A 13,140-nucleotide genomic window follows, 5' to 3' on the forward strand; every position below is an offset into this window, starting at 1 on the left:
CCTTGCGCCGTTATCGCCGTAGAACCGCCCCTGCCACGCCGACGCGCAGTTCGGCGCGCACCGGATAGGTGCTGGATGGCAGATGCTGGGTCATGAAAATGCCGATCAGCCGTGCGAGGGGATCGATCCAGAAATAGGTCGAAAAGACGCCGCCCCAATAATATTCCTGGCTTTCCATGCCCATGGCGAAGCCCAGGCCAAAGCCGACGTCCTGATAATCCGCTTCGCTGAACATCGCGCTGGACATGGTGGACAGGTCGCCACCGCCCGGCAACTGGTTGCTGCGCATCTGCTCCACCGTCTCCGCCGCCAGCAGCCGCACGCCGTCCAACTCGCCGCCGCGCAGCAACATGCGGGCGAAGCGATGATAGTCCGCCGCCGACGAGACCAGCCCGCCGCCGCCCGACAGGAAACGCCCCGTCCGCCGCCAGCCGCTGCGCGCGCCGATGTCCGCGATGGCAAGGCCGCCCGCCTCGTCCAGCCGCCAGGCGTCCGTCATACGGTCCGCCTTGTCATCGGGCAGGACGAAAGTCGTATCGACCATGGCCAGCGGATCGAAGATGCGGGTGCGGAACACCGTCTCCAGATCCATGCCCGACAGTCGCTCCACCACCACGCCCAGCACGTCGGTCGACACCGAATAATTCCAACGGTCGCCCGGCGAAAATTCCAGCGGCAGGGTGGAAAGGTCCGCGACGAACTGGTCGGAGGTCCGCTTCTGCTGGAACTCGTCCAGGCCCAGCTTGCGATAGCGCGCGTCGATCGGGGTCTGGCGTTGCAGGCCATAGGTGAGGCCCGACGTATGCCGCAGCAGGTCGATCATCAGCATCGCCCGTTTGGGCCTGGCGCGATTGGCCTGCCCCACGCGCAGGTCGGCAAATTCGGGGATGACGTCGGTGACGGGCGTATCGAGCGCGACCCTCCCGGACTCCACCAGCATCATGAAGGCCACGGACGTGACCGGCTTGGTCATCGACGCGATGCGAAACAGCGCGTCGTCGCGCAGCGGTTCGCCGGTCGCCCGCGCCGCGCCGCGCGTCACCGCCACCAGCGGCCGTTCGTCGCGCGACAACAACAATTGCATGTGCGGCAGCTTGCCGGTCGCCAGATAGGTGCGGTCCAGAAAGCCGACCAGCGCCTCCAGCCTGTTGGCGTCCATCCCCGCGGCCTGACACGCCGCCCTGTCTACACCATCCGTCATGCCGATCCTCTTGTCGTGCCGGTCCGCGCTAACCCAGCGACGCCGACAGGTAAACAGCTTGGCCGTTGCCAAGACCCCACCCGCCCCTCTATGGCAACGCGCCAGAACCGCTTACACTGGACCACCACAGGCATGGCCACCGGCCTCTCCGCAATCTTCATGGCCAACCGCGCCGCCCTGCTCCGCTTTCTGCGCGCGCGTGGGGCGGGCGAAGATGCCGAGGATCTGTTGCAGGATATGTGGATGAAGCTGGAGGCCAAGGATCTTGGCCCGGTGTCCGATCCGCTGCCCTATCTCTATCGCATGGCCAATAATCTGATGCTGGACCGTTATCGCTCCGCCACCCGGCGCGAGCGGCGCGAACAGGATTGGGCGGAGGGCGCGGGCGGCGTGATGGCCGACCCGACCGAAGATATCGCCGTCGACGACCGCATGGTCCTCAACGAACAACTCGACCAGGCCCGCGCGGTGCTGCGCGACCTGGGGCCGCGGGTCGAAATGGTGTTCCGCCGCTTCCGGATCGAGGGAGTCGGCCAGCGCCTGATCGCCGACGAACTGGGGGTTAGCCTGACCACGGTGGAGAAGGACTTGCAAAAGGCCTATCGGGCGATGCTGACGCTCAAGCAGACACTGGATACGGAATGAGCAGGCTGGCGGCGTCTGCCCTAGTACGGGGCGCAAAAGAAACGGGGCTGGAGCCATGATGAACGAGGAAGCGCTGGGCTGGGTCGTCCGCACGCGCGATCCCGACTTTGCCGATTGGGACGGCTTCACCGCATGGCTGGAGGCTGATCCTGCCCATGCGTCGGCCTATGACGCGATGATGCTGGCCGACAGCGAGTTGGACAGCATCCTGCCGCCCGAACCCGTCGTAATGCCGGTCGCGGCGAACGATCCGGGCGTGCGCACGCGCCGCCCGCTGCGCTGGATCGGCGGCGGCGCGATTGCCGCCGCACTGGTTGCGACTGTCTCGATCGCGGTCCTCAATCGCAGCGATATCTACAGCGTCACCACCCGCCCCGGCGAAACCCGCGTGATCGCACTGGACGACGGCACCACCGTCGAACTGAATGGCGGCACGACGATGCGCTTTGACCGGAAGGACGCGCGCTTCGCCGCGCTCGATATGGGCGAGGCCGCCTTCACCGTGCGCCATGACGTCGCCAACCCGTTCCGCGTGACCGTGGGCGATACGGTGTTCGAAGATGCCGGCACGATATTCAACATCGTCCATACCGACGCCGCGACCCGCATCGGCGTGTCCGAAGGCAAGGTGATCTACAATCCGCAGGCCGAAGCGATCGCCCTGCCCGCCGGCCGCGCGCTGGCGGAAGATGCGCAGGGCCTGCGCGTCATGGACATCGCCCCCGCCGCGGTCGCCAGTTGGCGCCAGGGCCGGCTGGTCTATGCCAATGCCGCCGTGGGCGACATCAGCCAGGATATCGGCCGATCGCTGGGCGTCACGCTGACCGTGACGCCGGGCGCGCGGGCGATGCGCTTTACCGGCACGATCCGGCTGGACCGCGATCCGGCGCTGTTCTTTGCGCAGGCCGCGCCGCTGATGGGGCTGACCGCCGTGCGGCGGGGCGATGGCTGGCTCTTGCAGGAAGGGCCGACTAAGGAAGGGAATGGGCCGCAGAGCTGACCTCCTTATCGTCACCGCCCCCGCAATCGCGATCGTCTTAGCGACGGCAACGCCCGCATCCGGGGCGGAAAGACAGGCTATCAGCATCGCCCCCGGCAGGTTGGGCGAGGCGGCGATAGTGCTCGGCCGTCAAACCGGCGCCAGCATCGGCATGTCGGACCAGTCGCTGGCCGGCATCCGCACCCCCGCCGTGCAGGGCCGGATGAGCGCGGAAGCCGCGCTGAAACAGCTACTAAAGGGCAGCGGCGCGAAGGCGCAGCGGATTGGCGACAATGGCTGGCGCATCGTGCGCGCCCGCGTCGTGCGCCCCTCGCCATCCGCCGCGCCCGCCCCGATCCAGGCCGCCCCGGTCGCCGAACAGCCCGCCGCAGAAATCATCGTCACCGCCTCCAAGCGCGACACGCCCCTGCCCCGCTATGCCGGCATGGTGGAGGCGCTGGATGGCGGCCTGTTCAGCGCGGCGGAGGCGGCGGGCGGCACCGCCACTTTGCTGGCGCGCGTCGCGAGCCTGAGTTCCACCCATGCGGGCGCGGGCCGCAACAAGCTGTTCATCCGCGCCATCGCGGATTCGGGGGTCGCCGGACCGACCCAGGCGACCACCGGCCAATATCTGGGCGACATGCGCCTGAACTATGCCGCGCCCGACCCGGACCTGAAGCTCTATGATGTCGGCCGGGTCGAGGTGCTGGAGGGGCCGCAGGGTACGCTCTATGGCGCGGGATCGTTGGGCGGCATCATTCGCGTCATGCCCAACGCCCCCAATCTGGCCCAATATGGCGGACAAACGTCGGCCGGCCTGTCCGCCACCCAGCATGGCGATCCGGGCGGCGACATCAGTGCGACGCTCAACCTGCCGATCGTGTCGGAAAAGCTGGCGCTGCGCGTCGTGGGCTATGGGGTGCAGGATGGCGGCTATATCGACGACGTCAATCGCGGCAAGGATGACGTCAACCGCACCCGGACCTATGGCGGCCGCGCCGCGTTGCGCTTCGCCCCCGACGCCGACTGGACCATCGACCTGAATGGCGTCTACCAGCATATAGACGGCGACGACGCCCAATATGCGACCCGGTCGGTCGGGCGTCTGCAACGCGCCTCCGCCGTCGCCCAGCCATATCAATCGGACTATCTGCTCGGCAACCTGCGGATCGAGAAACAGTGGGACAATCTCCGCTTCGTGTCGTCCACCGGCTATGTCCGCCATGTCCTGGCCGAAAGCTATGACGCGACCCAGCCGGGCGGGCCACCCGCCCTGTTCCGCCAGCGCAACAAGGTCGCCATCTTCACGACCGAAAACCGGCTGGTGCGTGACCTGGACAATGGGCTGGGCTGGATATTGGGCGCCTCCTATCTGCAAAGCACGTCCGACCTCAATCGATCGCTCACCTCCTTCGGCACCGCCGAGATGCAGCCCGTCATCATCCCCGGCGTCGCGATGTTCGGCCGCGGCATGGCCGCACCGGCGACCGGCGTGCGCAACATGGTCAAGGAAGCGACCCTGTTCGGCGAAGCCTCCTTCGAGCCGGTCAAGGGGCTGATCGCGACCTTTGGCGGGCGCCTGACCAACAGCCGCCTGTCGGGCGAGGCGCTCGATCCGGTCGCCGCGCTTTCCGACAGCGAACTGGCGCGGGCGGAGGCGCAGGCCGACCGCAGCGAAACGATCTTCCTGCCCTCGGCCTCGATTCTGACCGACGCCATCCCCGACGTGACGCTCTACGCCCGCTTTCAGCAGGGCTTTCGCCCCGGCGGCCTGGCCGTCGACGACCAGCGGGTGCGCCGATTCCAGAACGACCGCGTGTCCACCGTGGAGATCGGCGCGCGCAAGGGCGTGCCGGGCCGCGACCTCTTCGCCGCGAGCGCCAACATCGCCTATACCGACTGGCGCAACATCCAGGCCGACGTCACCGACCGCATCGGCCTGCCCACCACGGCCAATATCGGCGACGGGCGCATCTATACGGTCGAAGGGCGCATCGTCGTGCGGCCGACCCCGGCGATCACGCTCGACGGCAGCATCATCTATAATGACAGTCGCCTGACCCAGCCCAACGACTATATTCGCGCGCTATCCTATGACGGCCGGTCGCTGACCCTGCCCAATGTCGCCAATCTGGGCGGCCGGATCGCTGTCGATTATAATGCGCAAGTGGGCGACGCCATGCGCTTCCATCTGTCCGGTTCGGCCCGCTATGTCGGCAAGTCGCGGCTGGGTGTCGGCCCGATATTGGGTCAGACCCAGGGCGATTATGTGGACACCAGCCTGTCCGCCAGCCTGACGCGCGGTCCCGTGCAATATTCCCTGTCGCTGACCAACCTGCTCGATAGCAATGGCAATCGCTTTTCATTGGGCACGCCGTTCGACCTGCGCACTGACTATTATACGCCGCTGCGCCCGCGCACCATCCGTGTCGGGGTCGATTTCGCTTTCTGAACAACCATTCATCGCATCGCCTGACGGAAGCCACGGTCCGGCGTCGTCCCATGCGCACGCGCGCACTTGATACAGCGCGACACGCAGAGGAGACATCATGCGACATCTATTGGCCTGCACGGCGATCGCGCCCGTGCTCGTGGCCCTTACCGTGGCCGACGCGGCAGCAGAGACCACCATCAGCACCGCCACCACGACCGCCGTCAAGACCTCCACCATAGCCAGCGGCGCGGCCGACGACATCACCATCGGTTCGGCCGGCTCCATCACGCTCACCAGCGGCGCCGCCGTCACGGTCGACAGCCACAATGACGTGTCGAACACCGGCGCCATCACCATCAACGACGCCGATAATGTGACCGGCATCCTGATCGCGCCGGGAACGACCGGCAATATCACCAACAGCGGCACCATCACGCTGACGGAAGACTATAGCGCAGAGGATGAAGACGACGATGGCGATATCGACGGCGCGTTCGCCGAAGGCGCCAACAAGAAGGGCATCTGGATCCAGTCCGGCGCAGGCCATATCGGCGACATCGCCCATAGCGGGACAATCACGATCGAGGGCAACCAGTCGGCGGGCATCCGCCTGGACGGCGCACTGACGGGCGACCTGTCCACCAGCGGCGCCATTTCGGTCGTTGGCGACAACAGCCATGGCGTATTGGCCAATGACGTCACCGGCGACGTGACGTTGCGTGGATCGACGTCGGTGTTGGGCGCCAACAGCATCGGCGCGGCGCTGCTGGGCGATATCGACGGCGCGCTCAAGATCCAGGGCACGATCGTCAGCACCGGCTATCGCAGCACCACCCGGCCGACCGATACGGACGATCTGGACGCCGACGACCTGCTCCAGGGCGGATCGGCCGTGGTCATTGCCGGCAATGTCACCGGCGGCGTCATTTTCGACGTGCCGCCGACCGCCAGCGACGATGATGACGAGGACGATACCGACATCGATGATGACGGCCTGACCGACAGCACCGAAGGCGCCGCGTCCGTCGTCACCTATGGATCGGCCGCAGCGGTGCAGGTCGGCGCGGCCGACAGCGCCACGACGATCGGCGCGGTGGCGGCCGACAGTTCAGGCTATGGCCTGATTGTCAATGGCGCGATCGCCGGCTATGGCATCTATGACGGCGTAGACGCCAACGGCCTGGTCGTGGGCGGCCTGGGCGGCGACGTGACCATCGCCAAGGGCATATTGGTCGATGGCACGGTCGCGGCGATATCCTATGACAGCAACGCCACCGCGCTGCGGCTCGGATCGGGCGCCAGCACCGGCACGATCGAGGTGAGCGGCGCGGTGGGCGCCACCGGATCGGCGCTGGAAAACACCAGCGCGCGCGGCATCTTGATCGACGCCGGCGCTTCGGTGGATGCGATCAAGGTCAGCGGTACGGTCGGCGCGAGCGCGTCGAGCGACGAGGATGGTACAGCCATCGCCATTCTCGATTCGTCCGGCACCCTATCCAGCCTCAGCAATACAGGCGCGATATCCGCCGACGGCGGCGCGACCAATATCGCGATCGATCTGAGCGCCAATGGCAGCGGCGTCACCGTGACTCAGGCGCTGGCCTCCTCCACCGCCACCGCCCCCAGCATCATCGGCGACATCCGCATGGGATCGGGTAACGACGTGCTGACCGTATCGGCCGGCGCGATCACCGGCGACCTCAGCCTGGGCGCGGGGAATGACAGCGTCTCGCTGTCGGGCACGTCCAGCCTGACCGGCGACATCGCCTTTGGCGCGGGCAATGCCAATCTGACGCTGGCGGACGCCGCCGCCGTCACCGGGGGCATCGATTTCGGCGGCGGCGCGGGCACGCTGACGCTGGGCGGCGCCTCGTCGCTGACGGGCGCGATCAGCAATGGGGGCAATATGGCGGCAGTGCTGAACGGCGGCACGCTGAACGCCACCAATAGCGGCGCCGTGGCGCTCGCTTCGCTCGCCGCCAGCGGCACCTCCACGATCGGCGTCACCATCGACGCCGCCACCGGCGTCAACACCGTCTATGACGTCGCCGGCGCGGCCAGCTTCGCCACCGGCTCGCAGGTGAAGGTCAACCTGACCCAGGTGGGCGGATCGGAAGGCGATTATGTCATCGTGCGCGCCGGATCGCTTACCGGATCGCCGACGCTCGGCGCCACCACGCTGCTGCCCTATATGTTCAAGGGCAGCGTCGCGGGCGACAGCACGGCTGGCACCGTCACATTGTCGATCGCGGCCAAGACAGTATCGGAACTGGGCCTGAGCGGATCGACCGCCAGCGCCTATTCGGCGATCTTCAACGCGCTGGACAATGACGCCGACGTGGCCGATGCCTATCTGGCGGTGACCGACGGATCGACGCTGACCGCCAATCTGCGCCAGATGCTGCCCGACCATGCCGGCGGCACCTTCGAAGCCGTTACGTCGGGATCGCGCGCGACCGCCCGCATCCTGTCCGACCCCAATGGCATCTACCGCACCAAGGACGGCCGTCTGGGCTTCTGGCTGCAACAGGTCGCCTTTGGCAGCGCCAAAAGCGTGGGCAGCACCGCCTCCTACGACATCAACGGCTGGGGCGCGGGCGGCGGCCTGGAATATCTGAGCGACATTGGCGCGTTCGGCGGTTCCTTCGCCTATATCCATGGCAGCGACAGCAGCGGCAGTTCCAACAATGCGGTCGATTCCGACCAGTTCGAACTGGCGGCGCACTGGCGCGGCCAATGGGGTCCGCTGCTCAGCTTCGCCCGCCTGTCGGCCGCGCGCATCAAGTTCGACGGCAGCCGCCATTTCGAAAGCGGCGATGTCGTGCGCACGGCGAACGGCAACTGGAACGGCACGCTGCTGTCCGGCACGGCCGGGGCTTCCTATCAGTGGCAGATGGGCCGTTTCGGCCTGCGTCCCGCGGTCGGCATCGACTATTACCGGCTCAAGGAGAATGGCTATAGCGAAAGCGGCGGCGGCGATGCGTTCAACCTGACCGTGCTGGGCCGCACCAGCGACGAACTGACCGCCAACGGCACAGTGACCGCAGGCTACGACTTCGGCAGCCTCAACAAGGCGGATGGCTGGGTCCGGCTGGAACTGGAAGGCGGGCGTCGACAGATTGTGGGCGGGTCGCTGGGCGACACCAGCGCGTCCTTCAAGGATGGCGACCAGTTCACCCTGGTCGCCGAAGACCGCACCAATGGCTGGACCGGCCGCGCGCGCCTCTATGGCGGCACCGACACGTTCCGCGTGGGCGGCGAATTTGGCGCGGAGGAGCAACAAAATCACGTCGCCATCTCATTCCGGGCGACGGTTAACTTCGTCCTGTGACGTCTTGAAGGTGAAAGGACGGGCCACACCCCACAGACCCTCCCGGTCCGTCCCTTCCGCTCCGGCAATATCCCTCCCCAAGGGCGCCGGACATAAAAGAGGGGCGTCGCCGGCCCCCCGGCGGCGCCCCTTTTCTGTGGGCAGCTACTGCGAACCTTGGCTGATCTGGAGCAGAAGCCGGTTCAGCGCTTCCCGCATGATGTCGTCAGGCGGCATCGCGTCATTCTTGCTAAGGTCGATTTGAAGCCGGAAGACCTGTTTTTCAGCAGGCGTGCCGGGTCCGCGCGACCAAGCGAAAACAAAATCCGCCTTGCCCGAAAGCGCCTGAGTATCGCCCATACCAAAGACACCCCATGACTTGGCGCACAGCTGGACCCGAAGTCCCTGGAAATGGATTTGCAAATCGGCAAACGCCCGGCCGGTGCCATTCTGTTCGGACGCGGCCTGTCGCACCATCCTCGCCAGATCTCGCTGTGATCGTACGAAATCCTTGCCGCGTACCGTGCCTTTGGGAAGACACAACAGACCGGCGCGAACCGGACCAACTGCAGATTCAAGCGGAAAATCGATAGATGTCGTGATGGTTCCACTATCGACGTGCCCGGATTTCAAGGCAGCATCGGCTGACGCCGAAACCGTATCCCCTTCGGCCGAATTAGGTCGCGCTTCCACGCTTGCAGCATGAACCAGCGCGACCGATGCTAAGCATGATAGAAATTTCATGGTCCCTCCGCGCCCAGGACCATGAAAGCCAATTTCAGCGTCTACTCAAGTCAGAATGTGGCGGTGCGACGCCGGAGCATCAGCCCGCCAGCGCCTTCTTCACCAGTTCGTTGACGACCTGTGGGTTCGCCTTGCCCTGCATCGCCTTCATCGTCTGTCCCACGAAGAAGCCGAACAGCGCTTCCTTGCCGCCGCGATACTGCTCGACCTTGTCGCCATTCCGGGCAAGCACCTCAGCCACCGCCGCCTCGATCGCGCCAGTGTCGGACGTCTGCTTCAGCCCCTTTTCCTCGACGATCTTGCCGGGCTTGTCGCCGGTTTCGAGCATGATCTCGAACACCTGCTTGGCGATCGTGCCGCTGATCGTGCCATCGGCGACCAGCGCCAGCAGTTCCGCGCCGTCGGTCGGGCCGACCGGGCTGGTGTCCAACGTCTTGCCCAGCCGGTTGAGCGCGCCATAGAGTTCTGACAATAGCCAGTTGGCCGACGCCTTGGCGACGTCGCTCTCGCCCTTGCCCTGGATGCGCGCGGCCTCGCTCACCAGCGTCTCGAACCAGCGCGCCGTGTCGGCGTCCGCGGTCAGCGTCGCGGCGTTATAGGCGGACAGGCCAAGCGCCTGCTCGTACCGCTTGCGCTTGACGTCGGGCAGTTCGGGCAACGAAGCCCGGCACGCGTCCAGAAACGCATCGTCCAGTTCCAGCGGCAGCAGGTCGGGATCGGGGAAGTAGCGATAATCATGCGCATCTTCCTTCGACCGCATCGACCGCGTCTCGTTGCGGTCGGGATCATACAGCCGCGTTTCCTGCACGATCTTGCCGCCCGCTTCCAGCACGTCCACCTGGCGGTTCGCCTCATGCTCGACCACGGCCATCACGAAGCGCACCGAGTTGACGTTCTTCGTCTCCGTGCGGGTGCCAAATTCCTCGCCGGGCTTGCGCACGGACACGTTCACGTCGGCGCGCATCGACCCCTGGTCCATATTGCCGTCGCAGCTACCCACATAGCGCAGGATCGTCCGCAGCTTCGCCAGATACGCCCCGGCTTCGGCGGGTGAACGCATGTCGGGCTTCGACACGATTTCCATCAGCGCCACGCCCGACCGGTTGAGGTCGACATAGCTACTGGTGGGATGCTGGTCATGCATCAGCTTGCCGGCATCCTGCTCGACATGGATGCGCTCGACACCGATGACCTTGGTGCTGGTGTCGGGGTTCTTTTCGTCCAGCACGATCTCGACCTGCCCTTCGCCCACGATCGGGTGATAGAGCTGGCTGATCTGATAGCCCTGCGGCAGATCGGCGTAGAAATAATTCTTGCGGTCGAAGCGCGACCATTTGTTGATCTGCGCGTCGATCGCCATGCCGGTGCGCACCGCCTGACGAATGCATTCCTGATTGGGCACGGGCAACATGCCGGGCATGGCCGCGTCGACCAGGCTGACCTGCGTGTTCGGTTCCGCTCCAAAGGCCGTGGCGGCGCCGGAGAAGAGCTTGGCGTTCGACGTCACCTGCGCATGGACTTCCAGGCCGATCACGACCTCCCACTCGCCGGTTGCGCCCTGGATGCGATAGGTTGATTCAGTCATATCTCGCCATCATTCTCAAAAAATTGGCTGGTGAGTTCAAATTCGCGCCTCAACATGATTGCATTATCACCAACAACTCGCGGTGCAGCATCATTGCAAAGTCGGACTATCAACTCTTTATATTCAGGATATTTTCTTAACTCGTAAACCGCCGCTATTTTTGCAGCTATCGATCCTTGTTGCTCGCCGATTTTCTCCATTACGCGGAAAAATTTGTCGAACCTCTGCCTAGCTTCTTCGCGCCTTTGGAGCGCAACATATTGCCATGCGGACCAAGCAAGAACCAACAACGGAAGCACGACACCAGCCCAAGCGATCCAATCTCCTGCACTAGCGAGGTTCATATCACCACCACTTGTCCGCCCGCGCGGTAAAGCCCGCCCGTTCCTCGATCGCCAGACCCGCGTTCAGAACCGTCTGTTCGTCCAGCGCCCTACCGATGATCTGGAGGCCGATGGGCAGACCCTGCCCGTCCAGTCCGCCCGGCACCGCCATCGCGGGCAGCCCTGCCAGCGACGCCGGCACGGTGAAGACGTCGTTCAGATACATGGCCAGCGGATCGGCCTGCTTTTCGCCCAGCGCGAACGACGCGCTCGGCGCGGTCGGGGTCAGCAGCAGGTCGCATTGTTCGAACGCCAAATCGAAATCGCGCGCGATCAGCCCCCGGACCTTCTGCGCTTGGGTATAATAGGCGTCGTAGAAGCCCGCCGACAGGACATAGGTGCCGATCATGATGCGGCGCTTGACCTCCGGCCCGAAACCGGCGGCGCGGGTGGCGGCATACATATCCTGCAAGCCTGCGCCATCGGGCAGGTCGCGCTGGCCATAGCGCACGCCATCATAGCGGGCGAGGTTGGACGAGGCTTCGGCAGGCGCGATGATATAATAGGTCGGCAGCGCATATTTGGTATGCGGCAGCGACACGTCGACCACCTTCGCGCCCGCATCCTTCAGCCAGGCGATGCCGCGATCCCACATGGCGGAGATTTCTTCGTTCAGGCCATCGGGGCGATATTCGTTGGGAATACCGACCGTCTTGCCGCGCAGGTCGCTCGACAATCCCGCTTCCCACTGGGGCACGGCCAGGTCGAGGCTGGTCGAATCCTTGGGATCGAATCCTGCCATCGTCTCCAGCAGGATCGCATTGTCGCGCACCGTGCGCGCCATCGGCCCGGCCTGATCGAGCGAGGAGGCGAAGGCCACGATGCCCCAGCGCGAGCAGCGGCCATAGGTCGGCTTGATGCCCGAAATGCCGGTGAAGGCGGCGGGCTGACGGATCGATCCGCCGGTGTCGGTGCCGGTCGCCGCCGGACACAGCCGCGCGGCAATCGCCGAAGACGAACCGCCCGAAGACCCACCGGGCGCGAGGGCGGCATTGCCGCCGTCATTGCGTCGCCAGGGCGAGATCACATTGCCATAATAGCTCGTCTCGTTGGACGATCCCATCGCGAACTGGTCGAGGTTCAGCTTGCCCAGCATCCCCGCGCCCGCGGCCCACAGCTTGCCCGACACGGTCGATTCATAGGTCGGCACGAAGCCTTCCAGCATGTGGCTCGCGGCGGTGGTCTGCGTTCCTTGGGTGCAGAACAGATCCTTCATACCGATCGGCACGCCGGCCAGCGCGCCCAGCGTTTCGCCCGCGGCCTTCGCCTTGTCCGCGGCATCGGCGGCTTCCAGCGCCTTGTCCGGCGTTTCCACGATGAAGGCGTTCAGCGCCTTGGCGGCGGCGACATTGGCGTTGAAGCCTTCCGCCACTTCGCGGGCCGAAAAATCGCCCGCGCGGAAGCCGTCGCGAATTTCCGCGACCGTCAGATCAGTCAGATTGCTCATATTATTCGATCACCTTGGGCACCGCGAAAAAGCCATGTTCGGCCTGCGGCGCATTGGCCAGCACCTTGTCGCGCACATTGCCGTCGGTGACGACGTCCTGGCGCAGCCTTTGGTGGTTGGGGATGACGGCGGTCATCGGCTCTACGCCGGTGACGTCCACCTCGCCCAATTGCTCCACCCAGCCAAGGATGTTGTTGAGTTCGGGCACCATGGCTTCGGCTTCGGCGTCGGTCACCGAAATGCGCGAGAGGCTGGCGATCTTTTTCACGGTTTGAAGGTCTATCGACATGGGCCGCCGCTACCACCCGCGCCGGTCCGCTTCAAGCGCGTTTCACAGGCTCCGCCCGCATGGCCGCTTTAGCGCCTCTTGCGCGCGCCTGCCCCATGCGCCAGACAAGGGCGACAATTTCGG

At 65.3% G+C, this 13,140-nt stretch carries 10 protein-coding genes; 4 read left to right on the top strand and 6 right to left on the bottom strand.

The genetic code is table 11. The features are described from left to right. Positions 1-10: 10 nt before the first annotated feature. Entirely contained in the window at positions 11-1,201 is a 1,191-nt protein-coding gene (locus V473_RS09585; RefSeq protein WP_066603064.1) for a serine hydrolase domain-containing protein, read from the bottom strand. A gap of 132 nt (positions 1,202-1,333) precedes the next feature. Here V473_RS09585 and V473_RS09590 point away from each other — a divergent pair, with 132 nt between their 5' ends. The 4 genes from V473_RS09590 (at position 1,334) to V473_RS09605 (ending at position 8,590) form a co-directional block, all read left to right on the top strand. Next, the gene (locus tag V473_RS09590) at positions 1,334-1,846 is read left to right on the top strand and encodes an RNA polymerase sigma factor (RefSeq protein ID WP_066603067.1); all 513 of its coding nucleotides are present in this window, start codon (positions 1,334-1,336) and stop codon (positions 1,844-1,846) included. Between the two features lie 55 nt (positions 1,847-1,901). Then, positions 1,902-2,846 (top strand): FecR family protein, encoded by a 945-nt coding sequence (locus tag V473_RS09595; RefSeq protein WP_066603070.1) that lies wholly within the window; start codon positions 1,902-1,904, stop codon positions 2,844-2,846. Continuing rightward, positions 2,830-5,277: a TonB-dependent receptor gene (locus V473_RS09600; protein ID WP_066603073.1), complete on the top strand. Its 2,448-nt coding sequence runs from the start codon at positions 2,830-2,832 to the stop codon at positions 5,275-5,277. Before V473_RS09595 ends, V473_RS09600 begins: the two co-directional genes overlap by 17 nt. Positions 5,278-5,374: 97 nt before the next feature. Further along, positions 5,375-8,590 (top strand): autotransporter outer membrane beta-barrel domain-containing protein, encoded by a 3,216-nt coding sequence (locus tag V473_RS09605; protein WP_066603076.1) that lies wholly within the window; start codon positions 5,375-5,377, stop codon positions 8,588-8,590. Between the two features lie 144 nt (positions 8,591-8,734). On the opposite strand, the gene V473_RS23520 is transcribed toward V473_RS09605, so the two are convergent. The 5 genes from V473_RS23520 to gatC all read right to left on the bottom strand — a co-directional run bounded on the left by V473_RS23520 (position 8,735) and on the right by gatC (position 13,017). Further along, positions 8,735-9,313, bottom strand: coding sequence for a hypothetical protein (locus tag V473_RS23520; protein WP_148648354.1), 579 nt, complete (start codon positions 9,311-9,313; stop codon positions 8,735-8,737). 79 nt (positions 9,314-9,392) lie between these two features. Then, a complete protein-coding gene (gatB, locus tag V473_RS09615) occupies positions 9,393-10,898 on the bottom strand; it encodes an Asp-tRNA(Asn)/Glu-tRNA(Gln) amidotransferase subunit GatB (protein ID WP_066603080.1) in 1,506 nt (501 codons plus the stop codon). Continuing rightward, on the bottom strand, positions 10,895-11,242 hold the full coding sequence (locus V473_RS09620) for a hypothetical protein (protein WP_066603086.1): 348 nt from the start codon (positions 11,240-11,242) through the stop codon (positions 10,895-10,897). Before V473_RS09620 ends, gatB begins: the two co-directional genes overlap by 4 nt. Position 11,243: 1 nt before the next feature. After that, positions 11,244-12,728, bottom strand: coding sequence for an Asp-tRNA(Asn)/Glu-tRNA(Gln) amidotransferase subunit GatA (gene gatA, locus V473_RS09625; protein ID WP_066603087.1), 1,485 nt, complete (start codon positions 12,726-12,728; stop codon positions 11,244-11,246). A 1-nt stretch (position 12,729) separates the two neighbouring features. After that, the gene (gatC, locus tag V473_RS09630) at positions 12,730-13,017 is read right to left on the bottom strand and encodes an Asp-tRNA(Asn)/Glu-tRNA(Gln) amidotransferase subunit GatC (RefSeq protein ID WP_066603089.1); all 288 of its coding nucleotides are present in this window, start codon (positions 13,015-13,017) and stop codon (positions 12,730-12,732) included. Positions 13,018-13,140 lie beyond the last annotated feature (123 nt).

This window comes from Sphingobium cupriresistens LL01 (assembly GCF_001046645.1).
Lineage (GTDB): Bacteria > Pseudomonadota > Alphaproteobacteria > Sphingomonadales > Sphingomonadaceae > Sphingobium > Sphingobium cupriresistens.

Coding starts and splice junctions, on each gene's coding strand:
- V473_RS09585 (WP_066603064.1), bottom strand. CDS start 1,201: ATGACGGATGGTGTAGACAGGGCGGCGTGTCAGGCCGCGGGGATGGAC.
- V473_RS09590 (WP_066603067.1), top strand. CDS start 1,334: ATGGCCACCGGCCTCTCCGCAATCTTCATGGCCAACCGCGCCGCCCTG.
- V473_RS09595 (WP_066603070.1), top strand. CDS start 1,902: ATGATGAACGAGGAAGCGCTGGGCTGGGTCGTCCGCACGCGCGATCCC.
- V473_RS09600 (WP_066603073.1), top strand. CDS start 2,830: ATGGGCCGCAGAGCTGACCTCCTTATCGTCACCGCCCCCGCAATCGCG.
- V473_RS09605 (WP_066603076.1), top strand. CDS start 5,375: ATGCGACATCTATTGGCCTGCACGGCGATCGCGCCCGTGCTCGTGGCC.
- V473_RS23520 (WP_148648354.1), bottom strand. CDS start 9,313: ATGAAATTTCTATCATGCTTAGCATCGGTCGCGCTGGTTCATGCTGCA.
- gatB (WP_066603080.1), bottom strand. CDS start 10,898: ATGACTGAATCAACCTATCGCATCCAGGGCGCAACCGGCGAGTGGGAG.
- V473_RS09620 (WP_066603086.1), bottom strand. CDS start 11,242: ATGAACCTCGCTAGTGCAGGAGATTGGATCGCTTGGGCTGGTGTCGTG.
- gatA (WP_066603087.1), bottom strand. CDS start 12,728: ATGAGCAATCTGACTGATCTGACGGTCGCGGAAATTCGCGACGGCTTC.
- gatC (WP_066603089.1), bottom strand. CDS start 13,017: ATGTCGATAGACCTTCAAACCGTGAAAAAGATCGCCAGCCTCTCGCGC.